The following is a 24,379-nucleotide window of genomic DNA, read 5'->3' as shown; positions in this document are numbered from 1 at the left end:
AGTAAATCTCAACGTAAAGAAATCCCCTCATGTCGTTGTCTTAGAAGAATGTAACTACAATCATTGACACAAATAAGATTGTCAAGTAGTTCAAGGAGTAGACAAACATTTGTACGGACCATTTTATGTCATCCTTCTTACGGAATCCATAGAAACCTAATACGATCCATCCAATGTTAAGCAATGTTGCAATTACCATAAATGTTACTCCCAGTCCACTCATATAAAATGGTAATGGTAATAAACATACTGTCCAAATCATGATTTGACGTTTTGTAATATCAAATCCATGTACAACAGGAAGCATGGGAATACCTGCATTTCGATATTCATCAACACGTTTCATCGCTAACGCGAGGAAATGTGGGATTTGCCAAATAAACATAATTAAAAATAGCATCCAAGCAATTGGATGATCTAAACTAGGATCAACTGCTGCCCAACCAATTAAAGGTGGAACTGCTCCAGATACACTACCTACTACTGTATTTAGTGTATATGCTCGTTTTGTCCATAATGAATACAAAACAACGTATGTGAAAGCACCGATGAAACCTATAATTGCTGCCATTGGTGTTGTAAATAACAAGAATACAAAACCAAGAAGCAATAAAGTCATACCTAATGTTAACGCAAAACCAGGTTTATATTTTCCTGTTACTGTCGGACGATTTTTTGTCCGTTCCATTAAGTGATCGATATCCCGATCAATATAGTTATTCAAGCTACATGATCCTGCCATAATTAAAGCCGAGCCGACAATTGTAAAGAACATTTTATCCAAATGGTTAACAGCATTTAATCCATTAAAGTGTAAAGCCAACCAAAATCCTGTAAATACCGTAAGTGTATTCGAGTTTACAATCCCCATCTTAACGAGCGCTAATAAATCTTGTACACGTGTTGTTTCCGGCACATTTGTTATAGCTGACTCATCATGCAGCTCACTTGTTGCATGGTTCATCATTTCAACCCCCTCTTAAAACTTTCATCCTTCTTTCGCGTCTTTACTTTACAAAAGTATTACGCTTCTATATAGCAATATTATTACAGTAGAAATGTTGTTTTCTCACTCTACTACTAATCTACGCTCATACTCGAGTATATTAAATCATATTTCCCTAACAATTTGTGAAGAAAACGTGAACTTTTTGTGTCGGATAACAAAAAAGTTTCTCCCATTACTTCCTAATCATAACATGAGTTTACCTTCTATAATAAACTATTTTGTCATATTTAGCATATATTCTTCCCATTTCTTTTTATAATAGAAATATTTTCTCCTAAAATATGTAATTAAAATCCCGTTTTTTTCTTATTCCAAACTCTTTATCCCCTCTCTCCATTTCTTTGCTATTTTATTATTTTTTATATATCATAGGACTGTAGCGCGTTTTGTTCTATAAAATTGATGGAATGAAAATATTTCGCAATAACTTCATAACAGAAAGATGGTGAAACAGATTGCAACGCTTTATTAAATGGTTAGCAGTCATTACAAGCCTCGACTTACTAGGGGTTTTATTAGGAGGGGCTTTAGTTACAAAAACAGGTTCAGGTCAAGGATGCGGTAAATCCTGGCCACTTTGTAATGGTGAACTCGTTCCCTCTAATCTATCAATGGAAACGATTATTGAACTAAGTCACCGCTTAACATCCGGATCGGCAGGGATTCTCGTTACACTTCTTTGTATCCTATCCTGGAAATATTATAAACATGTACGTGAAACAAAAACGCTAGCTGTTTTATCTTTCGTATTTTTAGTGGCACAAGCACTCATGGGAGCTGCCGCAGTTGTTTGGGGACAAGTACCTGCTGTATTAGCTATTCATTTTGGTATTTCTTTAATTTCGTTTGCTTCTGTCATTTTACTAACGTGCCTTATTTTTGAAATCGACAAAAAATTCGATGCACGTTCTCTCATTATGGACAAAAAAATGAAATTTCATATTTACGGTGTAACAATTTACAGTTATATTGTCGTCTATACAGGAGCTTTAGTACGTCACGAGCGTGCAAGTTTAGCTTGTCCAGACTTTCCACTTTGTAGTAAAAACAGACCATGGCCTACTCAATTGCATGAATGGGTTCAAATGGGACACAGGGTTGCCGCAATATTAATATTTGCTTGGATCCTATACGCAATGATTGTTGCTATTCGTCACTATAAACAGCACCGGGTTGTATATTGGGGATGGATTATCTCATTTATTCTCGTTACACTTCAAGCAGTTGTTGGTATTTTAGTCGTTTATACTAATGCAAGTTTATCAATGGCATTGTTACATTCACTCTTTATTTCTTGTCTCTTTGCTGTATTATGCTATTTAGTCATGTTAGGTACACGAAGCACAGCAAATGCAAAAGAGGCACACCCATCAACTACAACGCAAAATAAACAATCGTTTTAATAACTTGCCACTGTGGCAAGTTATTATTTTTATATAAAGAAAAGAGCTGCCTTCAAGCAACTCTTTTCTTTATTATTATTGTTCTAGTTCAATAAGTAAATCGCCTGTTTGAATCGCATCTCCATCTTTTACATATACTTTCTTCACTTTTCCATTGAATGGCGCCTGAACCGTCGTTTCCATCTTCATCGCTTCTGTAATTGCCATGGAATCGCCTTTTTTCACTTCATCACCTTCATTTACAACAACTTTAATGACCGTTCCCGGCATTGTTGCACTAATATGATTTGGATTCTCACGATTCCCTTTCACACGCTGCGCGACTGTTGATTTAACACCTTCATCTTTCACAACAATTTCACGCGGTTGCCCGTTAAATTCAAAGTAAAGTACACGTGTCCCATCTGGTTGTGGTTCACCAATTGATACTAATTTAACCATTAATGTTTTACCACGTTCAATTTCCACACCAATTTCTTCACCAAGCCTCATACCATAGAAGAATGTTGGCGTATCGAGTACAGACACGTTTCCATAAAGCCCAGCGACTTTTTCATAATCCATAAATACTTTTGGATATAATGCATATGCAACAACATCAAAAATCGTTACTTCACGTCCAAGTTTATGGAACAACTCTTCTTTTAAAGCATCGAAGTCCACTGGTTCTAACAATTCCCCTGGTCTTACTGTTAATGGCTCTTTCCCTTTTAAAATGATTTTTTGTAATTCTTTCGGGAAGCCACCATATGGTTGTCCAAGATCTCCAGAGAACATTTCCACAACAGAACCTGGGAAATCTAAAGAATGTCCACGCTCAAAAATGTCTTGTTCTATAAGGTGATTTTGTACCATAAATAGCGCCATGTCGCCAACAACTTTTGATGATGGTGTTACTTTTACAATATCACCAAACATATCATTTACACGGCGATACATCACTTTCACTTCATCAAATCGGTCTCCTAAACCAACTGCTTTCGCTTGTTGTTGAAGGTTACTATATTGGCCACCTGGCATTTCATGCATATATACCTCTGTATGAGGTGCATTCATACCACTTTCAAATGGTGCATAATATTTACGAACATCCTCCCAGTAATGTGAAAGTTTTTCTAATGAATCCACATTAACATCTGGTTGTCTTTCATTTCCACCTAGCGCATAATATAACGTATTTGCACTTGGTTGTGATGTTAGACCTGCCATTGAGCTTACAGCTACATCGACAATATCAACACCTGCTTCAATTGCTTTCGTATACGTTAAAACACCATTTCCACTTGTATCATGCGTATGAAGGTGAATCGGAATCGATACCGTTTCTTTTAAAGCAGAAACTAAATCATAGGCTGCATTTGGTTTTAATAATCCAGCCATATCTTTAATACCTAGAATATGTGCTCCTGACGCTTCCAATTCTTTCGCTAAGTTTTTATAATAATTTAAGTCATATTTACTGCGCATTGGGTCATGGATATCCCCTGTATAACACATTGTTGCCTCTGCAATTTTGCCACTCTCTCTTACAGCATCAATTGCAACTCTCATACCTTCCACCCAGTTTAAGCTATCAAAAATACGGAATACATCGATACCAGCTTGCGCTGAACATTCTACAAATTTTTGAATTAAATTATCTGGATAGTTTTTATAACCAACCGCATTTGATGAACGAAGAAGCATTTGGAATAAAACATTTGGCATTCTTTCACGAAGTTCTAATAATCGTTCCCATGGATCTTCTTTTAAGAAACGATACGCAACATCAAACGTTGCACCGCCCCACATTTCCGCTGAGAATAAATTCGGTAACATTCTAGCTGTCGGTTCAGCAATTTGGTTTAAATCTTTTGTACGAATCCGTGTTGCAAGTAATGATTGGTGCGCATCTCGGAATGTTGTATCTGTTAAAAGTACACGTTTTTGATCTTGCACCCATTTTACTAATCCATCCGCTCCGCGTTCGTCTAAAATTTGTTTTGTTCCATCTTGAATCGATTCATAATGTTTTACATTTGGTATACGTGCATCTGGGAAAATTGGCTTCTCTTTCTTCCCTACTCCTGGGAAACCATTTACTGTTACCGTACCAACATAACTTAACATCTTTGTTCCACGATCTTTACGTTTTGGAAACACGAACAGTTCAGGTGATGCATCAATAAATGACGTATCATATTCCCCTGACAAGAAGTTTTTATGTTTTACTACATTCTCTAAGAATGGAATGTTTGTTTTAATCCCACGAATACGAAACTCTTTTAAGTTGCGCTCCATTTTCGCAGCCGCTTGTTCAAATGTAAGCGCCCAAGTTGTTACTTTTACAAGTAATGAATCATAGTACGGTGTAATAACAGCCCCTTGGAAACTGTTACCTGTGTCAAGACGAACGCCAAAACCACCACCAGAACGATACGCCATAATTTTCCCTGTATCAGGCATAAAATTATTAAGCGGATCTTCTGTTGTTACACGAGATTGAATCGCATAACCATGCACAATAACGTCTTCTTGTTTTGGTATACTTACGATTGGGCTATGTAAAGCGTGTCCATCTGCAATTAAAATTTGTGACTGAACAATATCAATGCCTGTAATCATCTCTGTAATTGTATGTTCTACTTGAACACGTGGATTTACTTCAATGAAATAAAAGTCATCGCCTTTTACAAGGAACTCAACCGTACCAGCATTTAAATAATTTACATTTTTCGTTAACTGTACCGCTGCTTCACAAATACGATGACGAAGATCATCTGAAAGTGACACGCTTGGCGCAATTTCAACTACTTTTTGATGACGACGTTGTACAGAGCAATCACGCTCATATAAATGCACAACATTTCCTTCTTCATCTGCTAATATTTGAACTTCTATATGTTTAGGTTTTTCAACGAATTTTTCAACATACACTTCATCATTACCAAAAGCTGCTTTCGCTTCTGATTTTGCACGATCATAAGATTCTTTTAATTCATCACCGCTACGTACAATACGCATACCGCGGCCACCACCACCAAGTGATGCTTTAATAATTATCGGGTAATCATACTTCTTAGCAAACTCTTCAACTTCTTCTAGTGAATTAATAGGTCCATCGCTGCCCGGAATAACTGGAATATTTGCTAATTGCGCTTGTGTTCTTGCTTTTACTTTATCTCCAAACATATCTAAATGTTTGCTCTTTGGTCCGATAAAGATAATTCCTTCTTCTTCACAACGTCTAGCAAATTGGATATTTTCTGACAGGAAACCATATCCAGGGTGAATTGCATCCACGTGATTGCTTTTTGCAATCTCAATAATACCTTCAATATCAAGGTAAGCATCGATTGGTTTTTTGCCTTCTCCCACTAAATAAGATTCATCCGCTTTATAGCGATGGTAAGAACCGCTATCCTCTTTTGAATAAATTGCAACTGTATTTAATCCAAGTTCTGAACAAGCTCGGAATACACGAATTGCAATTTCTCCACGGTTAGCTACTAAAACTTTTTGAATACGTTGCAGCTTTGTCATGATTTTCCCCCTCTACTTTCCTACCACTTTAGAGATTAAATAGGTACACGCTCTAAAAGCGTGAAATTCTTCACTTTCTTTTCTAAACTATACTCGGAAAGCTTCACCTTATTTTTATACATCATACCTTATTTTTTAACAAATGATAAGTTTTCTGATCAATTTGTTTCACAAAAATAGTATAGCACAACTCTTCTTTTTCTGACAGTTTTATTGTATAACACATTAAAATATTTATGACACACTATTGTTATTTAAACCAAACAAAGTATAACTTATTAAAAAACAACATAATAAAAAGGTTTTGTGTCATCAAACACAAAACCTTTTTATTTCACAACAACAAGGTGTGGCTCACCTTGTTGTTTTTTCTCATATATTTCTTTTTGTTGCTTCTCTTGTCGTTTCACATAACTCCCTAAGTTCAACAATATACCCATTGCAAATAGATTCGCCATTAAAGAACTACCACCATAACTGACAAACGGCAAAGGCACACCAGTAAGAGGCATTAACCCAGACATACCACCAATGTTAACAAACGTTTGCACCCCAAACAGGCTAGCAATACCTATAGCAATTAAACTTCCAAATGGATCCTTACACTTTTGAGCAATTCGCAATGCACGAATAATAATAAGTAACAAACTAATTAAAACAATCGCTACACCGACAAAACCAAGTTCCTCAGATATGATCGCCATAATAAAGTCTGTATGCGGCTCAGGTAAATACCCAAATTTTTGTATACTATTACTAAGTCCTCTACCATTCAGTCCACCTGAAGCAATTCCAATAAAGGAATTCACCAACTGAAATCCATCACCCTGTGGATCATCAAATGGATTTAAAAACACCGCAAAACGTGCTTTTTGATAAGGTTTCAATGCATAATTACCAACTAAGTATAAAAGCGGAATCCATACAATTGTGCTTAATGCAAGACGCTTTATCCACTTGTTAATCGGAATCCCTGAACAAAGAAACATAATTCCGACAATACCTATGATTAACAAAACTGTTCCTAAATCATTTTGTTTACGAATTAAAAACAATATTAATCCTATAAACATAATCGTACCTGCTGATCCCTTCCAAACTGAAGTATCAGTTTCTTGCCTTCTCGCAAAGAAACGCGCGAGTACAATAATGATAGCAATTTTAACAAATTCAGCGGGCTGTATACCAAGCACCCATGCTTGCGCACCATTTACTTTCTTTCCAATCAATAATGCTAACGCTAGCAATCCAATACTACCTGTCATCATTAATAACAAAACAATTCGTTTTCTCCAAACGTGGTACGGAATAGCAACGATAATTCCTAACCCTACGGTTCCAATAGCTAGAGCTAATAATTGCTTATTAAAAAAGAAATCGGCCGGTTTTTCATGCCTTGTAATTGCTACAATAGAGCTAGAACTGTATACCATTATAACTCCCAGTACACATAAAATAGCAAGAGGAAGCAATAATGAATAATCCATTGACTTCCATACTTTTTTCATTCAATATCCTCTTTCTGTTTTCAGTTTAATTGTTGTATTCCATATGTATTAGAATTCTTCCTGCTTTATTATACAAATAAAAAGCTCAAACTTAGTCAGTTTGAGCCCCCTTATTTGAACCCTTTATTGTTGTTTGTTTGTAAATGCTTCATGAAGTGCTGATAATTCCCGTTCGAGCTCTCCTAACATTTCTTTCCCTTGCTCTTCTGTAATAAGACCAAGACGAACCGCAAAGTCAACTTCACGGGATAGTCCAAACATTTGCGTGTCCAACACTTCTTCATATAATGGACATTGCGGCATCGTAAGGTGGTCCATTTGCACCTTAATAAGTCTTAAAATCTTCTCCGCATCCGCTTTTAGAAGGGCAAGTGCCTTTTCCTGATGATTTGCTACTGTCTCAGACGCCAAATTGATTCCCTCCGTTTCCGTCCTACTCTTCTATCCTATCTATTAATATTAGCGATAGTTTTAATAAATTGCAATAGAAACATTTTTTGTGACAATCGTGTCTAATGCTATTATACTGAAAAGTGGGAGCATAATACAAATGGGGGAACAACAATGAGTGAAATTTTATTTATAAATGGAAAAGTACGCTTTCCGATCACCCTTGACCCAAGCGTTTGGATTTTTGATGATCGAAAAGTAGATTTAACAACTTACTTCACCGAAACGAAAGAAGAAAAATCAGAATTAGAAGACTATCTCAAGCACACTTCCGAACATTGGGATCGTGAAATCCGTGATGGTGCCGCTTTTCCACCTATTCAAAAAAGCGTAAAAAAATTTAAAAAGGAACAGCTTATTACGGGAACGTTTGGCATACCACTTCATCCCTTTTTCAAAAATGCTGAAATTACAGCTGAAGCAACACATGTTGAAATCCACACATTGCATGATTCAATCACACTTTCATTAGAAGAAGCAAACAATGTTATTCTTGGATTTTCAAAAGATGGAAAACCATTACGAGAAGATGGACCTGTCCACCTTTACTTTGGTGACGGCTCTAATATAAACAATCCAATTCGAAATATCCGTAAGTTTACAATTATTTAAAAAAGGAGTAGGCAAAAGCCACTCCTTTTTTTCCACTCTTTGCGGTCAGAAGTATTCCCACCTAAAAATTTAACAACAGCAAAACAGTTAGACTTCGGCTGATGAAATCCCTCACTGATTAAAGTTTCACTTTATAATAAGTCCGCTGCTAGTTGCGCTAAATTAGAACGCTCTCCTTTTACAAACTTTACATGTCCGCTAATTTTTTGTTCTTTAAATTTCTCTACAACATACGTTAAACCATTATTATATTCATCTAAGTAAGGATGATCAATTTGTTGTGGATCTCCCATTAATACAATTTTACTTTTTTCTCCAACCCTTGTTAATATTGTTTTCACTTCATGTTTCGTTAAATTTTGCGCCTCATCAATAATAATAAATTGATCTGGAATACTTCGTCCTCGTATATAAGTAAGCGCCTCTACTTCAATTGAACCCATACCCGCTAAAATCGCATCTAATTCGCCTGGTTTTTTTGTATTAAATAAATACTCTAGATTATCGAAAATTGGTTGCATCCACGGTCTTAACTTTTCTTCTTTTTCTCCTGGTAAATATCCGATATCCTTACCAACTGGAACAATCGGCCGAGCAACAAGGAGTTTTTTGTACAATCCTAAATCCTCCGTTTGCATAAGACCAGCAGCTAACGCGAGTAATGTTTTACCAGTTCCTGCTTTCCCTGTTAACGTTACGAGTGGAATATCTTCCCGAAGCAACAATTCTAATCCCATAATTTGCTGCACATTCCGTGGGCGTATTCCCCAAACTTGCTCATTATGAAAAATAAGTTTCTTCACTTTTTTCCCTGAATAATCAACAATTCCAAGTGCAGAGCTAGAACCACCTAATGCATCTTTCATCACGATAAATTGATTTGGATAAAATGGATGATTTGCAATTTCCGATAAAGGAAATTCTCCTTTTTCATAAAAATAATTGAGCTGTTCTTTTGATATGTAACCTTCTAAAAAACCTGAATATATATTTTCTACTTCAATTACACGATCACTTAAATAATCTTCAGCTTGTAAACCAAGAGCATCTGCTTTTACTCTCACAAGTACATCTTTACTTACTAAAATGACAGACTTTCCATTCTCTTTCTCTTGCTCTTCTAAGAATAAATTTTTCGCAACAGCTAAAATACGATTATCGTTTGTTTTTTCAACAAAAATATCTTGCAGTTGAACAAATGAGCGATGGTTTAATTCAATACGAAATGTCCCTCCATTTTCAAGGGGTATACTCTCATGCAGTTTTCCTAATTCGCGAAATCTATCTATCAATTTAGATACATAACGAGCATTTCGTCCGACTTCATCCATGTAGCGTTTTTTCGAATCAACCTCTTCTAATACAACTGCTGGAATCACTACCTCATTTGTTTCAAAAGAAAAAATAGATAAAGGATCCTGCAAAAGTACATTCGTATCTAACACATAAATTTTATCCAACCTGTTACCCCCTGACTCCACTTTTAAATTTGTAGAACAAGGGTTTCATCCATAATCATGATATGGACGAACCATTGTTATAATTATATGTAATGTATTAACAAGGCAGAATCGAAATTCATATAAATTAAAACTTTTTTTAATCATTTTTCTCATTCATAACTAGGTATCGTATTCATTCGTCAAAATTTATATTCTAACATACAGCAAAGATTCCTTATTCACTCAGGTTAAAATAGCAGAAAAGGGTGAACAACCATAGTGTTCATCCACTTTTCTACAATTCTTTCATCGCCGTTAACACTTGATTATCAAGTGTTTCAGCAGCACGAGGATCATATGTTTTTTCATATGTTGGTTCCGAAGCAAGCTTTGCTCCATAAAACATAACATCACGTACTTCTTGAACAGATACTTCTACTGCAGTTAATTTGAGTGGACTGCCATCCAATCTCTCCTTTAAAATCTTTGCTTCACCGCTAATGGAAAATACAGATTCATTTGCCATTACAGTGAGTACAATCCCTGCATGATGGCGCAAATTTTCCGCAATACGAGAGCGTTGATCAATCGCAAATCGAATACTTGTCTCATTTATTGCATATACCCATGAAATAGCACTTACATTCGGAACAGCCTTTTCAAAATCAATTGTTGCAATTGTTATAATACGTCCTTCACGTAAAGATTGAACTAAAGAATCTGTCAATGTAGGTTCTACTACATTTGCCATATTTCCACCTCCAAAATTTTATTTATCTTAATGATAACTTATTTTTCGAATTGCGAAAATATTATTTTTTCCCCCTATAGTTCAAAAATATCAAATTTACATGCTATACTTATATCGATAGAATTTGTATTGAGGTGACGAAATGAGAGTCAAATGCATGCTTTGTGATAAAAAAGAAGAGTTAGATGACGAAAATCCTATGGCCAAAAGGCTTCGTAACCGTCCTATTCATACATATATGTGCATGGAATGCACAGAACGTATTGCAGAACGTACAATGGAACGCCATGCAACTGGAAATTTCCACTTATATCGTGATAAAACAATAGAAGATGAGTGGTAAACTGTCAAATAAGTCCTTAATCATTCAGATGAGGGCTTATTTATATTTCTCCGGCTCTCGTTTCATTTGATCTAAGAAACAATCTATAAGCTCTATCGGAAATCTTGTAGAATGTTTTTCTCCTTCTTGTTCATATGTAACCAAATACATATCTTCTTTTTTTTCCACCGTTATATCTCTTAATTGATGATCTTCATGTAACATGTGATGAAACAGTAAATATGTTTCTTGCGCAGCTGCATCATGCGGGCGTGCTTCCGCGACAGTTTTAATTGTTAGCCAATTATATAACGCATCTTGTACAGAACGCATGAAACATTCCCCCTTTAACCCACTCTTTGTTGCTTTGCTTGGCGTAAGCGTAATCTATAAATACCGAATACAATCGCTGTCACAACAAGTCCTTCTCCTACTGGTAAAAACACTCCCAAAAAAGTTAAAACTGTACATCCAATTGCTAAGGATACATAAATCACAATGTTTTTTAGTAACGGTAACTTCCTAGCAAATCCTAATTTATATACGAGTGCACTTAGTATAATCATTGTACCGTAAAGCTGCCACATCCCTACTTCTGGATTCACATCTACATTGTATAACTTTGCAAAAAATGACATTCTCTCTAGCATTATACTTCTCCCCTTCATCTAGCAAAGATGAATATAAATCCCCCTATCTAAAATAAAGATAGAAAATAATCCATATCGGCCAAATTCATTCAACTAACTAGCAGCGCCTTACTTCTTAATTTTTAAATTCTATGTTGTCTACTATAAGATTACCTTGTAGAAAAAATACTGTCTAGACAAAAGATTAAATTTTCGAAAAATAAATAAATTAAAAAAGCTGCCTTTTTAATGAAAAGGCAGCTTTATCTTTTACGCTTCTACAGATTTCTTTTTCTTAGCAGCTCTTTCGCGCTCGCTCTTATCAAGAATCTTTTTGCGAAGACGGATTGATTCTGGTGTTACTTCACAGTACTCATCGTCATTTAAGTATTCTAATGACTCTTCTAATGTCATGATACGAGGTTTTTTCATTGTTGACGTTTGGTCTTTTGTTGCAGAACGAATGTTAGTTTGTTGTTTCATTTTTACAACGTTAACTGTTAAATCATTCTCACGTGTATGCTCCCCAACAATCATACCTGCATATACTTCTGTACCTGGTTCAACGAAGATTACACCACGGTCTTCAACTTGCATAATACCGTATTGTGATGCTTTTCCTGTTTCAAGTGAAACTAGAACACCTTGGCGACGTCCACCAACTTGTCCAGCATGTACTGGCTGATAGCTATCGAATGTATGGTTTAAAATACCGTAACCACGTGTTAAAGTTAAGAACTCTGTTGTATAACCAATTAGGCCACGTGCTGGAACCATAAACGTAAGACGAACTTGACCGTTTCCGTTATTCACCATATCTAACATTTCACCTTTACGTGCACCCATTGACTCCATAATAGAACCAGTATACTCTTCTGGCACGTCAATTTGTACACGCTCTACAGGCTCACATCTTACACCATCAACATCTTTAATAATTACTTCTGGTTTAGATACTTGTAATTCATATCCTTCACGACGCATGTTCTCAATTAAGATTGATAAGTGTAACTCTCCACGTCCAGATACAATCCATGCATCAGGAGAATCTGTGTTATCTACACGTAAGCTTACATCTGTTTCTAGCTGTGCACGAAGACGCTCTTCAATTTTACGAGATGTAATATATTTACCTTCACGGCCTGCAAATGGACTGTTATTTACAAGGAATGTCATTTGTAATGTTGGCTCATCGATACGTAGTAATGGTAATGCCTCTTGATGCTCAACTGGACATACTGTTTCACCAACGTTGATGTCTTCCATACCTGAAACAGCTACTAAGTCTCCAGCTTTTGCTTCTTCAATTTCTTGGCGTTTTAATCCAATGTAACCAAATAATTTAGTTACACGGAATTGTTTTACACTTCCGTCAACCTTCATTAATGCTACTTGTTGTCCTACTTTCATTGTACCGCGGAATACACGGCCAACCCCAATACGGCCAACATAGTCATTGTAATCAAGAAGTGCTACTTGGAATTGAAGTGGCTCTTCGCTATTATCAATTGGTGCTGGAATATGTTCAATGATTGTGTCAAATAATGATTTCATATTCTCTTCTTGATTTGCTGGGTTTGAATCTAAGCTTGCTGTTCCATTCATTGCTGATGCGAATACAACAGGGAACTCTAATTGATCTTCGTTTGCACCAAGCTCAATGAATAAGTCAATTACTTCGTCAACCACTTCATCAGGACGAGCAAAGTCACGGTCAATTTTGTTTACAACCACGATCGGAGTTAAGTTTTGTTCTAATGCTTTCTTTAAAACAAATCGTGTTTGAGGCATACAACCTTCGTATGCATCAACAACAAGTAAAACACCATCAACCATTTTCATAATACGCTCTACTTCACCACCGAAGTCAGCGTGTCCAGGTGTATCTAAAATGTTAATTCGTTTATCTTCATAGTGAATCGCTGTATTTTTCGCTAAAATGGTAATACCGCGTTCTCTTTCTAAATCATTTGAATCCATTGCACGCTCTTCTACGTGCTCATTTGCACGGAACGTCCCCGCTTGACGTAATAATTGGTCAACAAGTGTTGTTTTACCATGGTCAACGTGGGCGATAATTGCTATATTGCGTAAATCTTGTCGTTTTTTCAACATGTCCAACTCCTAGTGTCTTTTTAATCCTTCTCTATTATAAGAGCGAAGGTGATACAATGGCAATCAAAATAAAATCAAGAATGAAAATATAGTTGTATTCTTACTTTTGTGAAAGTAAAATGAAATTGGAGGGTGAAGATATGGAACACATTCAATATCGCTTTTTATTAACAGCTATTATCGGTGTTATTTTCTTAATTGGCATTGGAATTATGATTGCTGAAAATAGTCCCATCGGTATTATTATTTGCATTATTGGCACATTTGTTACAGTTGGATATGGATTTATAACAAAACGCAAAATGCGCAAATCACAGTAACAGTAAAAAGTAAGAAGCTACTTCTTGGCCTCTTACTTTTTTTGTTACTGTGATACAAATGGTAGTAACTCTTCATATACTCCCGGCTTCGCAACTAATACACTGCTTTTTTCCACGATAGAAAGAGTAGTGCCAGCAAATGTCGTCACCTTACCACCAACTTCTTCTACAATAATCATTCCACCGCCAAAATCCCAAGGAGATAATCGTGGCGTCACGTAAGCATCCAATCTTCCGGTTGCAACATAGACCATTTCTAGCGCTGCACATCCATATGATCGTGTCCCTCTTGCCAATTTCACAAGCTGCATCATTTTCTCCATATTAAGTAATGGATTATCAGTGAGCCAAGTTGCATTTAACGCAATTATTCCATGCTCCACTGTACTTTTCTCAAGAGTAGGAATGGATGTATCATTACAAAAAGCTCCTTCACCTTTTACAGCATGATACAGTTCTTCATGAACCGGATCATAGACGAGACCGATTTTTCCGATACCGTTCTCATAAATGCCAATTGAAATCGCAAAGTTTCTTTTTTGATGAACAAAATTCATCGTACCATCAATTGGATCAATTAACCAAACAACTCCATCCGAAGAAGCAATCTCATCTCCATACCCTTCTTCTCCTAAAATATAATGATCTGGGAATGTTTGTTTAATTTTCCCAATCAAGAACTGTTCTGTTTCTCGATCCATATTTGTTACTAAATCAGCTGCATTTGATTTTGTCTCTACAATAAGTGTCTTTTGCAATGATGCCATTAAACGCTCGCCAGCTTCTCGAATCCACTGCTTTGCATTTGTATCGATTTCTTTCCATACCTCTTGCATGTTTAAACACTCCGATCTATACTGTTCACAGAAAAAACGAACCCTTTATAAGGTTCGCACCAACTTATTTTTTATACATATACTATTATTACGCTTCTAAACGAATCATTTCAAGTCTTAGTACTTCTAATTTTTGCACGCACTCTTCTTTTTTCTGATTATCATTTTCCATCATTGCATCGTATAGCGTTGCTAATTCATAATCTAACTCCAATCTTAGCACCGGAATTCTTTTTTCAGCATCTGTTCTCTTTAACGCATTAATCACCTGTCTCATTTTTATTGCCTCCTCCCAATATTCGTCTGCCCTTGGACTGTATTTAACTAAATTTTCTGATTTTTTGTTTTATACTATATTATGTTGGATAAATCATCTATGCAACAAAATTATATTTTTTTACGTAAATTTTTTATGCTGATTTTTTTATGAATAGTACAAGCTATGCTAAAATTAAAAACAAACTAGGAGTTGGAGGAACAGTCATGACATTACAAACATTTAAAGAAAAGGACTTTGCAGTCTTTTCTGTTGATGGCCTTGAAGAGCGAATGAATGCTATTAAAACAAACATTCATCCTAAATTAGAAGCTCTAGGCGAACAATTTTCTCATTATTTATCAGAACAAACTGGTGAAACTTTCTTCTATCATGTAGCGAAACACGCACGTCGTAAAGTCAATCCACCAAACGATACTTGGGTTGCTTTTTCAACAAATAAACGCGGTTATAAAATGTTACCACATTTTCAAATCGGTTTATGGGGAACCCACGCTTTCATATACTTTGGTTTAATCTATGAGTGTCCACAGAAAGTGGAAGCGGCTCATGCCTTCTTAGGACATTTAAATGATTTAAAAACAAATATACCAAATGACTTCGTTTGGTCCATTGACCATACTAAACCAGGTGTAAAACCGCATAACATGCTTGAAGCAAATGAATTACAAAAAATGATTGAACGCTTAGCCACTATAAAAAAAGCAGAGTTACTAGTAGGTATTCACATCTCACCAGAAGAATTTTCAACACTTACTGATGAACAATTTCTTACAAAGGTTGAAGCTACGATGCAATCACTCCTTCCTTTATATAAAATTTGTAATCGATAGTAGAAAACGGACAATGTACATTGTCCGTTTTTAGTTGTTATCCCATTATAGCACTTTGAATTTAAATTTTCAAAATATTTTTACACTTTCACAATCTTTTGTTCTTCTACTTCTTTCGCTTTTTGAATCGCCCGATATATAGAGTAACCACTTACCTCTTGAAACTCTTTATCAATTTTCTTCTCTTCTGCTTTCGACGGTACAATTTCTTTAAAACGACGATATAATCTCATCAATTCTTCTCTAACGATACCTTTTTCATATGCCTTTTCAATTGCCTCATAGAATGTCACGATTGCAATCATCTCATCATTTGACCAATCATAATCAAGTGGATATTGATATTCCATATGTACACCTCATCCATTTTTATTTTCTACCATTATGCTACCTTAAAAATAAAACTTTCAACCTTCTTTGCTATAGCCACTTTGCATTATACACTATTTCTCTTTTATTATGGAATTGTCTCCCTTCATACTGAAGACAACAGAGCAATAAAAGACATATGTCTTCTTTCTTGTTTGAAACTGAACCACTGATAAAGTGAAATTCCAATCATTTCTTTCGCATTCTTCACTAATTATGAGCCCTGATCAATCGGGCTTTTACGTACATTCTATCCCCCACCTAATTTCTTTGCTTTCACTGATTTTTAAGAGGTAGATATTATTGACTGCAACTAATAGGATGAAATATAACTCTATCTGTAGGATTCGACGTATCTCTTCGTTTTCTCTGAACCTTGGGCCAAGAGCTTCCTACCTACGAATAAAAGAATAAACTTACTACTAATTATGCATATAATAAAAATAATAATTTTACCTATACATATATAATCATTGGTGATATAATGCTTTTGTTTTATTGAAAATAAAGTGAAGCTTCCATGACAAAACTTTTGAATGGTAAGTAGAACAATTCAAGTTCTTATAGACGGTTATATAACTATACAGGGGAAATAACTTTCTTATTGAACAAGATAAACATAAAACAATTCATAATAAATATTACAAAGAAGAAGGGGTGTATAGATTGTCCCAATACAAAACACCATTGTTTACCGCTTTAGTAGAGCACAGTAAGCGAAATCCAATTCAATTCCATATCCCAGGTCATAAAAAAGGACAAGGAATGGATCCTATGTTTCGCGAATTTATTGGGCATAACGCATTAGCAATTGATTTAATTAATATCGCGCCGCTCGATGATTTACATCATCCAAAAGGTATGATTAAAGAGGCTCAAGACTTAGCAGCGACTGCGTTCGGTGCAGATCATACTTTCTTTTCCGTCCAGGGAACAAGCGGTGCAATTATGACAATGGTGATGAGCGTTTGTGGCCCAGGTGATAAAATCCTTGTACCACGAAACGTTCATAAATCTGTAATGTCAGCCATTATTTTCTCAGGTGCAAAACCAATTTTCATTCATCCTGAAATTGATCCGAAGCTCGGTATTTCACACGGGATTACGATTCAATCTGTAAAAAAAGCACTTGAGGAGCATTCAGATGCAAAAGGATTACTTGTTATTAACCCAACGTATTTCGGATTTGCTGCAGACTTACAACAAATTGTAAAATTAGCTCATTCCTACGATATACCTGTATTAGTAGATGAAGCTCACGGTGTTCATATTCATTTTCATGAGGAACTACCGATGTCAGCCATGCAAGCTGGTGCAGATATGGCAGCAACAAGTGTCCATAAATTAGGAGGATCCTTAACACAAAGTTCTATTTTAAATGTAAAAGAAGGTCTTGTGAATGTAAAACATGTCCAATCTATTATTAGCATGCTTACAACAACATCAACTTCTTATATTCTATTGGCTTCTTTAGATGTTGCCAGAAAACGCCTTGCGACTGAAGGACAAGAATTAATCACAAAAACAATTCAGTTAGCTGAACATGTCCGCAATACTGTAAATAAGATTGAAAACCTATACTGCCCTGGTAAAGAAATGTTAGGTACGGATGCAACATTTAGTTATGATCCAACAAAACTGATTGTATCTGTCAAAAATTTAGGTATTACAGGTCATGAGGCAGAATTATGGTTAAGAGAACATTACAACATTGAAGTCGAGCTTTCGGACTTATATAACATTCTATGCCTCGTTACATTAGGGGATACAGAGGATGAAACCAACCTTCTCATCCAGGCCTTACAAAAACTAGCAACTACATTTAAAGATAGAGCGGACAAAGGTGTTCAAGTACAAGTTGAAATTCCAGAAATCCCTGTACTTGCCCTCTCTCCTCGAGATGCTTTTTATTCAGAGACAGAGGTCATCCCATTTGAAAATGCTGCTGGCCGCATTATAGCTGATTTTGTAATGGTTTATCCACCAGGGATTCCAATCTTTACTCCAGGTGAAATTATTACACAAGAAAACTTAGATTACATTCACAAAAATTTAGAAGCGGGTCTGCCAGTACAAGGTCCCGAAGACATGACATTACAAACATTACGCGTTATTAAAGAATATAAGCCTATCATTTGATAGGCTTTTTTTTCACCATTTTTTCTTTTACTCATACCATACTAAAGAATGTAACGTATAGGTGGGGATACAGCTATGATTGTGATTGGTCGTTCTATTGTACATCCTTATATCACGAGTGAAAACGAACCGTTCGCTACTGAGAAACAACAAATATTAGCCATTATGGCTGGAAATCAAGAAGTATATGCATTCCGAACGGCTGATGAACTCATTTTCGATCTAAATTTGCGAATTCATATTATTACATCTGCCTTAGAACTCTTTCAAAGCGGACTTCAATTCCGTACATTCCAAGAGTCCTATTGTAACCCTGAATTTTGGCAAAGGACACCACTGGGAGGGTTTCAACTACTCCCAAATGTACCACCCTCCGTCGCGATACGAGATATTTTTAAAAACGGAAAAAAATACGGAACAGAATGTGCAACAGCAATGATTATTATTTTTTACAAAGCACTTTTAGCTCTATATGATGACCAAATCTTTAATCACTTATTCGCAAACCTTCTACTATATACATGGGATTATGATCAAGATTTAAAACTGGTGACAAAAACCGGTGGGGATATCGTTCCTGGCGATCTTGTTTACTTTAAAAACCCACAAGTAAATCCAGCTTCGGTTGAGTGGCAAGGAGAGAATGCCATTTATTTAGGCAATTTCTTTTTTTATGGGCACGGTGTAGGAGTACAAACAAAAGAACAAATCATTTATTTATTAAATGAACGAAGAATTCCTTATGCCTTTATCTCAGCATATTTAACAGATTTTATTACACGAATAGATAGCCGTCTTATGAGTCAACATACTTCTGTTAATAATCTACAAACAACACTCAAATTTATTCCCATCAGGGACGATGCAATTGTTGCAACGGTTGGTCATACAACTACAATCTATTAAAAAAGGCGTCTGCAGATGTGCAGGCGCCTTTTTAATTATTGGGCTTTTGTATGCTCCTTGTGATCACATCCGCAAGATCCACATTTCCCGTAAAGTACTGTTGTTTTTTCATCTTCAAAGTGTGCGATTGTTCCTTCACAAGCTTGACATACAATTGTTCCCATTTTTTATTTCCCCCTGAGTTTCATTTATAGTTTCAAATCTTTATATTCATAAACTTCCTATATATTACTGGGCTTTTGTATGTTCTTTATGATCACATTCACAATGAGATCCACATTTCCCATAAAGTACTGTTGTTTTTTCATCTTCAAAGTGTGCAATTGTTCCTTCACAAACTTGACATACGATTGTTCCCATTTTTCATTTCCCCCTAAGTTTATGGTCCTAAAAACTTTTTCAGCTGCAAGATTCCTATATATTATTGGGCTTTTGTATGCTCCTTGTGATCACATCCGCAAAATTCACATTTCCCGTAAAGTACCGTTACTTTCTCATCCTCGAAGTGTGCAATTGTACTTTCACAATCTTGACATACGATTGTTCCCATTTTTTATTTCCCCCTAAGTTTATAATCCCAAAAACTTTTGTAACCGCTTAACTTTCTGTCTTCATTTTAATATGTTATACTTTTTACGTCAATAGGTTTTTAGTATAACACATTAAAAATTTTATTTCACATTAGTATGAGACAATAACAAAAAAACAGTCATATCTTAATAAGTACGACTGTTCCCTTTTGTTTATTCTTCATATTCAGCATGTAAAGAAGTAGGTGGTACAAGAAACTTAAAGAACTGTGCTAAATCATCCGCCTCCTCCTCCGATTGTAATTTAAAGACCTGTTGTAAATGTTGAACATTATCTACATCATCTTGTCCTAGTAGAGTTGCTCTCCCTGTTTGCATGCACACGACAAGAGGTTTCCCAAAAAACATATTTGTATAAATGACCCCAAAGTCATAACGGTTCTCATGTGTCATAAATCCTAGAAATCGTACCTTCACACTTTCATGCTCATCATACAATTTTTCAAACATTTACTCCCTCCTTTCTTCACAACACTTTCTACTTGTATATATTAAACAAAACGAGGAATGATCCCTTTTTAATTGTCAAAAAATTTACAACAGTGTTAAAATAAATATATATATTACGTCAGGAGGAAAATCTTTATGCAACATGCATTTATTAAACTTGTACCTAAATCTAAACAACAAGCTATCTCATTAGAAGATGTAAAACAACTTTTTCGTTATTATAAAGAAATTACTTCCCAAACCGGTGTGCAAGTTAGCTATGCATATACTAACGTGGCATTTCCATACGAAATACTTGATACGTCTGATACTACACTTGAGCTAAAATCTAGTCATGATCGATATAATTCTATTTATGTGGGGGTTGGAATAGAAAACGAGCAAGCTTTCGTTCAAATCTCCTTACCTTCTACTGCCACATTTGGAGATAAAGGAAAAGCGAATGAATTCTGCCGTTTTTTAGCCAAGAAATTAGAAGGTGAATTAAGGTTATTTAATGGAAGAACAATGTATTTTTATAAACGCTAACCTGTGAAAAAGAGATATTTAATGAAAAAAAAGAACATACTATTTCCAATGGTGCAACAAACTGCCTCTTTTCTGGAGTGCAACATAAAATGTGCAATAACATAAGCTAAATAAAAAAATATAAAAAAAAGTAATACTTTGTAATGTGCTTTATCACGATTTGATAATAATAACACTAATGAAAACCCGCCCCATATAATAAAATGAAAGATCGAAACAATTGATATTTTCAAGTCGTTGCCCCCTTTCATATGTCCTAGTTTATTACAATATATATGGGCATTTCAAAAAAATCATTACATAATATACGTAAGAAGCATCCTAGCTGTCCCAAATATAAAGGACAGCTAGGATGCTTCTTCTTTTAAAAAAGATTTTACATATGAGAGCAAAGAACTTCCATTAAACAGATAATTATAGCAAGATTAAACTCTTTATATTTCTATAATTGTGATATAATATTTTACTGACTGCCTATAAACTTACAGAAAGGACTTAACATAAATGGTATTTAGTAACCTCTTATTCTTATGTTTGTTTTTACCTGCAGTGTTATTTGTATATTACACTGTTCGCAAAGAATTGCAAAATATTGTTCTTCTATTATTTAGCTTATTATTTTATGCGTGGGGAGAACCAATATATGTATTTCTCATGCTCTTTTCTATTTTTATAAACTATTGGTTTGGTATTTGGCTTGCCAAAGAAAGAGCAACTATACTTAGTAGAAAAACGCTCTTAACTTTAGCTATTATTATAAACACAGCTATTTTAGGTTATTTTAAATATGCTAATTTCTTAATCGATAATATAAATACAATGTTTCATACAAACTTTGTATTAGAAAAGATTCCATTGCCGATTGGTATTTCCTTTTTTACTTTCCACGCTATGAGTTATATCATTGATATATATAAGAAGAAAGTAGATGCTCAGCGTAATATTTTTGATCTCGCATTGTACTTTACTGTTTTCCCTCAATTAGTTGCTGGGCCAATCGTTCGTTATAACACAATTTCTCATCAACTACATACCCGAACAGTTGATGCCGATAAATTCTCTGAAGGAGTTCGACGTTTTATCATCGGATTAGGAAAAAAAGTGTTAATCGCTAATCAATTAGGCGCTATTGCCGATGAAATTTTCGCCATGGATCCAGCAACCATGAGTGTTTCTACCGCTTGGATTGGTGCTATCGCTTATACACTACAAATCTATTTTGATTTTTCTGGGTATAGTGATATGGCAATTGGATTAGGAAAAATGTTTGGATTTGATTTTCTAGAGAATTTCAATTATCCATATATTTCAAAATCTATTTCTGAATTTTGGCGTCGTTGGCACATTTCACTTGGTTCGTGGTTCCGCGATTATGTCTATATTCCACTTGGAGGAAACCGAGTATCCAGCTGGAAAGTCTATCGTAATCTTTTTATCGTATGGGCACTAACAGGTTTTTGGCATGGAGCTAGTTGGACATTTATGATTTGGGGAATTTATTACGGATGTCTCATTGCTTTAGAAAAAGCCGGTTTTGAGAAAGTGTTACAAAATATGTGGCGCCCGGTCCAACATGTATACGTTATGTTTTTAGTAATCATTGGATGGGTTTTCTTCCGAGCTGATAATTTTGCTTACTGTTTTGAATTTCTCCAAACAATGTTTGGAATAAATGGACCATTAACAGACATTAAGAGTTACTTCTATGTCATGAACTATTGGGGAATTTTTCTCCTGGCAATTGTTACTTCAGCTCCAATTTTTTCTTGGCTGAAAACTATGCTTTCAACAAAAAAGATAGTAATTTTATCTCCACTTTATTATTTAAGTGTGCTAATAATCGTTATGATGTATTTAACAAATGCAACGTATAATCCATTTATTTACTTCCGCTTTTAAAGGAGGGGTAGCTATGAAAAATTTAAACAACCGTATATTAATTACAGGATTTTTAATTGTTATTTTCGGAATGTGTATATGGACTGGAAAAATTATTTACTTGGATAAAAAAACCTTTTCTAATTTTGAAAATAGGGATCTAGCTATTGATCCTGTCTTAACTAAAGATGGTTTAAAATCAGGAAAATACTTCAAAGATACCGAGTTACACTTTACAGATCATATTGCAGTTCGAGATTTCTTTATTAAAACATATACAAATTTACAAATGCACTTCAACCGAACATTTATAAATCAAAAATATGTTGCAAACGATGGTTTTATTTTATCTGAACCAACAAAAACTGACGAACGTGAACAAATGAAGCAATCTGTAAATGAATTAGATAATTTAAGAAATCAGTTTCCAAAAACTGAGTTTTATTTTATGTTAGCACCAAGTAAACTAACGACATTTTCATATAGATATCCACCATACGTAGATCGTGGATATGACCAAAAACATCGCGATTACCTTGTACAAGCATTAAATAATATAAACTTTCCTGTTATCGATGTTCTGCCATTCTTCCAAAAAGAGTTTAGCCGTGAACAGTTAGAAAGTTTATACTTTAAAACAGACCATCATTGGAATATGAAAGGTGCGTTTTATGGATATGAATATGCAATGAATTATATATCTGATCACTCAAAGATATATAAAGATGATAAAGTAAATCGAGATAATTATAAATTCATTACTGAAAAACCTAATGGAGATTTTATTGGAAGTTGGAATAAACAACTGTACAATTTAATAAAAACTCCTGAACAAATCCCATATGTACAATTAAAACAAGATCCAAATGCATGGGATGATTATACCGTATATATCGGGCCTGTATCTGAGCAAGCAACTAAAGTACCAATGAAAGAGTTCTTTGCAATAGATAAAAAACAACCCGCACCAACTTATGCAATGGTCTATCAAAATGACTATGCACAAATTAATATCTTAAATTCACAAGCAAAAAACAAATTACATGCTGTAGTTATCAAAGATTCTTATGCTGATGCAACATATCCCTTATTTGCTCAGCATTTTGAACAAATAACATTTATCGATCCACGATTTGCAGCTAGTAAAAATATAATAAAAGATCTAAAAGAATTAAATCCTGATGTCATACTATTCCTGTATAATGACTCTAGTATAAGCCCAGAAATGTACCAATTTAAAAATGAACAATAAAAAATAGCAAATAAGAGGTGACGAAGAATCACCTCTTATTTGTTGTTTTTATTTTTTCTATAATACACTGAAATTTTATTCAGTCCTCGAGAACTTAGATTTTATAGATCACTTATCTTGACAGCTTCTTTGCTTTCATTAAATGTGGGTTACTACACTACTATCTACGAATGGGAAGATAAAATGTAACTTCTATTAATAATATTATTCTTTCCTCCAATTCAATCCTCTATCTCAT

At 34.9% G+C, this 24,379-nt stretch carries 27 protein-coding genes; 10 read left to right on the top strand and 17 right to left on the bottom strand.

Annotation, left to right across the window (positions count from 1 at the left end; all coding sequences use genetic code 11):
- Positions 1-40: 40 nt before the first annotated feature.
- Positions 41-964, bottom strand: coding sequence for a heme o synthase (gene cyoE / locus C568_RS0104505; RefSeq protein ID WP_018780890.1), 924 nt, complete (start codon positions 962-964; stop codon positions 41-43).
- 500 nt (positions 965-1,464) lie between these two features.
- Here cyoE and C568_RS0104500 point away from each other — a divergent pair, with 500 nt between their 5' ends.
- Entirely contained in the window at positions 1,465-2,412 is a 948-nt protein-coding gene (locus C568_RS0104500) for a COX15/CtaA family protein (RefSeq protein ID WP_018780889.1), read from the top strand.
- 75 nt (positions 2,413-2,487) lie between these two features.
- Here C568_RS0104500 and pyc read toward each other — a convergent pair whose 3' ends face one another.
- The 3 genes from pyc to C568_RS0104485 form a co-directional block, all read right to left on the bottom strand.
- Positions 2,488-5,934, bottom strand: coding sequence for a pyruvate carboxylase (gene pyc, locus C568_RS0104495; RefSeq protein ID WP_018780888.1), 3,447 nt, complete (start codon positions 5,932-5,934; stop codon positions 2,488-2,490).
- Between the two features lie 329 nt (positions 5,935-6,263).
- Entirely contained in the window at positions 6,264-7,442 is a 1,179-nt protein-coding gene (locus C568_RS0104490) for an FtsW/RodA/SpoVE family cell cycle protein (protein ID WP_018764775.1), read from the bottom strand.
- 123 nt (positions 7,443-7,565) lie between these two features.
- On the bottom strand, positions 7,566-7,853 hold the full coding sequence (locus C568_RS0104485; protein ID WP_003199704.1) for a YlaN family protein: 288 nt from the start codon (positions 7,851-7,853) through the stop codon (positions 7,566-7,568).
- A 153-nt stretch (positions 7,854-8,006) separates the two neighbouring features.
- Between C568_RS0104485 and C568_RS0104480 the strand changes: the two genes are divergently transcribed.
- Positions 8,007-8,504: a hypothetical protein gene (locus C568_RS0104480; protein ID WP_006095802.1), complete on the top strand. Its 498-nt coding sequence runs from the start codon at positions 8,007-8,009 to the stop codon at positions 8,502-8,504.
- Between the two features lie 131 nt (positions 8,505-8,635).
- Here C568_RS0104480 and C568_RS0104475 read toward each other — a convergent pair whose 3' ends face one another.
- Together C568_RS0104475 and C568_RS0104470 are read right to left on the bottom strand one after the other, a co-directional pair.
- Complete coding sequence (locus C568_RS0104475; RefSeq protein ID WP_018780887.1) at positions 8,636-9,964, bottom strand: PhoH family protein; 1,329 nt, start codon at positions 9,962-9,964, stop codon at positions 8,636-8,638.
- Positions 9,965-10,241: 277 nt separating this feature from the next.
- Entirely contained in the window at positions 10,242-10,697 is a 456-nt protein-coding gene (locus tag C568_RS0104470; protein ID WP_003199697.1) for a pyridoxamine 5'-phosphate oxidase family protein, read from the bottom strand.
- Between the two features lie 142 nt (positions 10,698-10,839).
- On the opposite strand from C568_RS0104470, the gene C568_RS0104465 reads away from it, so the two are divergent.
- Complete coding sequence (locus C568_RS0104465) at positions 10,840-11,040, top strand: YlaI family protein (protein WP_016116066.1); 201 nt, start codon at positions 10,840-10,842, stop codon at positions 11,038-11,040.
- 36 nt (positions 11,041-11,076) lie between these two features.
- On the opposite strand, the gene C568_RS0104460 is transcribed toward C568_RS0104465, so the two are convergent.
- The 3 genes from C568_RS0104460 to typA all read right to left on the bottom strand — a co-directional run bounded on the left by C568_RS0104460 (position 11,077) and on the right by typA (position 13,763).
- On the bottom strand, positions 11,077-11,352 hold the full coding sequence (locus C568_RS0104460) for a hypothetical protein (RefSeq protein WP_018780886.1): 276 nt from the start codon (positions 11,350-11,352) through the stop codon (positions 11,077-11,079).
- A gap of 14 nt (positions 11,353-11,366) precedes the next feature.
- Positions 11,367-11,669 (bottom strand): YlaH-like family protein, encoded by a 303-nt coding sequence (locus C568_RS0104455; RefSeq protein ID WP_018780885.1) that lies wholly within the window; start codon positions 11,667-11,669, stop codon positions 11,367-11,369.
- Positions 11,670-11,918: 249 nt separating this feature from the next.
- Positions 11,919-13,763, bottom strand: a complete 1,845-nt coding sequence (gene typA / locus C568_RS0104450; RefSeq protein ID WP_006095807.1) for a translational GTPase TypA — start codon at positions 13,761-13,763, stop codon at positions 11,919-11,921.
- A 140-nt stretch (positions 13,764-13,903) separates the two neighbouring features.
- Between typA and C568_RS0104445 the strand changes: the two genes are divergently transcribed.
- Positions 13,904-14,083, top strand: coding sequence for a DUF5325 family protein (locus C568_RS0104445; protein WP_000400124.1), 180 nt, complete (start codon positions 13,904-13,906; stop codon positions 14,081-14,083).
- Positions 14,084-14,127: 44 nt separating this feature from the next.
- On the opposite strand, the gene C568_RS0104440 is transcribed toward C568_RS0104445, so the two are convergent.
- Together C568_RS0104440 and C568_RS0104435 are read right to left on the bottom strand one after the other, a co-directional pair.
- Positions 14,128-14,919 carry an inositol monophosphatase family protein gene (locus tag C568_RS0104440; protein WP_018780884.1) on the bottom strand — a complete coding sequence of 264 codons (792 nt, stop codon included), beginning with the start codon at positions 14,917-14,919 and terminating at the stop codon, positions 14,128-14,130.
- Positions 14,920-15,007: 88 nt separating this feature from the next.
- Positions 15,008-15,196, bottom strand: a complete 189-nt coding sequence (locus C568_RS0104435; protein WP_001250169.1) for a hypothetical protein — start codon at positions 15,194-15,196, stop codon at positions 15,008-15,010.
- 206 nt (positions 15,197-15,402) lie between these two features.
- Between C568_RS0104435 and C568_RS0104430 the strand changes: the two genes are divergently transcribed.
- Positions 15,403-16,029, top strand: coding sequence for a YktB family protein (locus C568_RS0104430; RefSeq protein ID WP_018780883.1), 627 nt, complete (start codon positions 15,403-15,405; stop codon positions 16,027-16,029).
- Between the two features lie 80 nt (positions 16,030-16,109).
- Here the strand turns inward: C568_RS0104430 and C568_RS0104425 are convergent, their stop codons facing one another.
- A complete protein-coding gene (locus C568_RS0104425; RefSeq protein ID WP_003199680.1) occupies positions 16,110-16,379 on the bottom strand; it encodes a UPF0223 family protein in 270 nt (89 codons plus the stop codon).
- A gap of 685 nt (positions 16,380-17,064) precedes the next feature.
- Here C568_RS0104425 and C568_RS0104420 point away from each other — a divergent pair.
- Positions 17,065-18,537: an aminotransferase class I/II-fold pyridoxal phosphate-dependent enzyme gene (locus tag C568_RS0104420; RefSeq protein ID WP_018780882.1), complete on the top strand. Its 1,473-nt coding sequence runs from the start codon at positions 17,065-17,067 to the stop codon at positions 18,535-18,537.
- Positions 18,538-18,612: 75 nt separating this feature from the next.
- On the top strand, positions 18,613-19,443 hold the full coding sequence (locus C568_RS0104415; protein ID WP_003199676.1) for a protein-glutamine gamma-glutamyltransferase: 831 nt from the start codon (positions 18,613-18,615) through the stop codon (positions 19,441-19,443).
- 35 nt (positions 19,444-19,478) lie between these two features.
- Here C568_RS0104415 and C568_RS0104410 read toward each other — a convergent pair whose 3' ends face one another.
- From C568_RS0104410 to C568_RS0104395, 4 genes are all read right to left on the bottom strand, one after another.
- Positions 19,479-19,607: a GapA-binding peptide SR1P gene (locus C568_RS0104410; RefSeq protein ID WP_006095810.1), complete on the bottom strand. Its 129-nt coding sequence runs from the start codon at positions 19,605-19,607 to the stop codon at positions 19,479-19,481.
- A gap of 64 nt (positions 19,608-19,671) precedes the next feature.
- On the bottom strand, positions 19,672-19,803 hold the full coding sequence (locus C568_RS0104405; RefSeq protein ID WP_006095811.1) for a GapA-binding peptide SR1P: 132 nt from the start codon (positions 19,801-19,803) through the stop codon (positions 19,672-19,674).
- 61 nt (positions 19,804-19,864) lie between these two features.
- Complete coding sequence (locus C568_RS0104400) at positions 19,865-19,993, bottom strand: GapA-binding peptide SR1P (RefSeq protein ID WP_003199961.1); 129 nt, start codon at positions 19,991-19,993, stop codon at positions 19,865-19,867.
- 193 nt (positions 19,994-20,186) lie between these two features.
- Positions 20,187-20,483, bottom strand: a complete 297-nt coding sequence (locus C568_RS0104395; protein ID WP_003199960.1) for a DUF3055 domain-containing protein — start codon at positions 20,481-20,483, stop codon at positions 20,187-20,189.
- A 135-nt stretch (positions 20,484-20,618) separates the two neighbouring features.
- Here C568_RS0104395 and C568_RS0104390 point away from each other — a divergent pair, with 135 nt between their 5' ends.
- The gene (locus C568_RS0104390; protein ID WP_006095812.1) at positions 20,619-21,011 is read left to right on the top strand and encodes a DUF1885 family protein; all 393 of its coding nucleotides are present in this window, start codon (positions 20,619-20,621) and stop codon (positions 21,009-21,011) included.
- On the opposite strand, the gene C568_RS35165 is transcribed toward C568_RS0104390, so the two are convergent.
- On the bottom strand, positions 21,008-21,244 hold the full coding sequence (locus C568_RS35165; protein ID WP_018780881.1) for a hypothetical protein: 237 nt from the start codon (positions 21,242-21,244) through the stop codon (positions 21,008-21,010). The two genes, C568_RS0104390 and C568_RS35165, sit on opposite strands and share 4 nt — an antisense overlap.
- Positions 21,245-21,515: 271 nt before the next feature.
- On the opposite strand from C568_RS35165, the gene C568_RS0104380 reads away from it, so the two are divergent.
- On the top strand, positions 21,516-22,910 hold the full coding sequence (locus C568_RS0104380; RefSeq protein ID WP_018780880.1) for an MBOAT family O-acyltransferase: 1,395 nt from the start codon (positions 21,516-21,518) through the stop codon (positions 22,908-22,910).
- Between the two features lie 13 nt (positions 22,911-22,923).
- Complete coding sequence (locus tag C568_RS0104375; protein ID WP_018780879.1) at positions 22,924-24,141, top strand: DHHW family protein; 1,218 nt, start codon at positions 22,924-22,926, stop codon at positions 24,139-24,141.
- The last annotated feature ends 238 nt before the right edge of the window (positions 24,142-24,379 follow it).

Origin of the sequence: Bacillus sp. 95MFCvi2.1 (genome assembly GCF_000374965.1) — a bacterium.
In the GTDB taxonomy this organism is placed as follows: Bacteria; Bacillota; Bacilli; order Bacillales; family Bacillaceae_G; genus Bacillus_A; species Bacillus_A pseudomycoides.
Note: the sequence above shows the minus strand (reverse complement) of the source record. Positions and strands in the feature narration are given on the sequence as shown.

Bases quoted from the DNA above. Each gene is read 5' to 3' on its own strand.
- cyoE (WP_018780890.1), bottom strand. From the start codon at position 964: ATGAACCATGCAACAAGTGAGCTGCATGATGAGTCAGCTATAACAAAT.
- pyc (WP_018780888.1), bottom strand. From the start codon at position 5,934: ATGACAAAGCTGCAACGTATTCAAAAAGTTTTAGTAGCTAACCGTGGA.
- C568_RS0104490 (WP_018764775.1), bottom strand. From the start codon at position 7,442: ATGAAAAAAGTATGGAAGTCAATGGATTATTCATTATTGCTTCCTCTT.
- C568_RS0104480 (WP_006095802.1), top strand. From the start codon at position 8,007: ATGAGTGAAATTTTATTTATAAATGGAAAAGTACGCTTTCCGATCACC.
- C568_RS0104470 (WP_003199697.1), bottom strand. From the start codon at position 10,697: ATGGCAAATGTAGTAGAACCTACATTGACAGATTCTTTAGTTCAATCT.
- C568_RS0104465 (WP_016116066.1), top strand. From the start codon at position 10,840: ATGAGAGTCAAATGCATGCTTTGTGATAAAAAAGAAGAGTTAGATGAC.
- C568_RS0104460 (WP_018780886.1), bottom strand. From the start codon at position 11,352: ATGCGTTCTGTACAAGATGCGTTATATAATTGGCTAACAATTAAAACT.
- C568_RS0104455 (WP_018780885.1), bottom strand. From the start codon at position 11,669: ATGCTAGAGAGAATGTCATTTTTTGCAAAGTTATACAATGTAGATGTG.
- typA (WP_006095807.1), bottom strand. From the start codon at position 13,763: ATGTTGAAAAAACGACAAGATTTACGCAATATAGCAATTATCGCCCAC.
- C568_RS0104445 (WP_000400124.1), top strand. From the start codon at position 13,904: ATGGAACACATTCAATATCGCTTTTTATTAACAGCTATTATCGGTGTT.
- C568_RS0104440 (WP_018780884.1), bottom strand. From the start codon at position 14,919: ATGCAAGAGGTATGGAAAGAAATCGATACAAATGCAAAGCAGTGGATT.
- C568_RS0104435 (WP_001250169.1), bottom strand. From the start codon at position 15,196: ATGAGACAGGTGATTAATGCGTTAAAGAGAACAGATGCTGAAAAAAGA.
- C568_RS0104430 (WP_018780883.1), top strand. From the start codon at position 15,403: ATGACATTACAAACATTTAAAGAAAAGGACTTTGCAGTCTTTTCTGTT.
- C568_RS0104425 (WP_003199680.1), bottom strand. From the start codon at position 16,379: ATGGAATATCAATATCCACTTGATTATGATTGGTCAAATGATGAGATG.
- C568_RS0104415 (WP_003199676.1), top strand. From the start codon at position 18,613: ATGATTGTGATTGGTCGTTCTATTGTACATCCTTATATCACGAGTGAA.
- C568_RS0104410 (WP_006095810.1), bottom strand. From the start codon at position 19,607: ATGGGAACAATTGTATGTCAAGCTTGTGAAGGAACAATCGCACACTTT.
- C568_RS0104405 (WP_006095811.1), bottom strand. From the start codon at position 19,803: ATGGGAACAATCGTATGTCAAGTTTGTGAAGGAACAATTGCACACTTT.
- C568_RS0104400 (WP_003199961.1), bottom strand. From the start codon at position 19,993: ATGGGAACAATCGTATGTCAAGATTGTGAAAGTACAATTGCACACTTC.
- C568_RS0104395 (WP_003199960.1), bottom strand. From the start codon at position 20,483: ATGTTTGAAAAATTGTATGATGAGCATGAAAGTGTGAAGGTACGATTT.
- C568_RS0104390 (WP_006095812.1), top strand. From the start codon at position 20,619: ATGCAACATGCATTTATTAAACTTGTACCTAAATCTAAACAACAAGCT.
- C568_RS0104380 (WP_018780880.1), top strand. From the start codon at position 21,516: ATGGTATTTAGTAACCTCTTATTCTTATGTTTGTTTTTACCTGCAGTG.
- C568_RS0104375 (WP_018780879.1), top strand. From the start codon at position 22,924: ATGAAAAATTTAAACAACCGTATATTAATTACAGGATTTTTAATTGTT.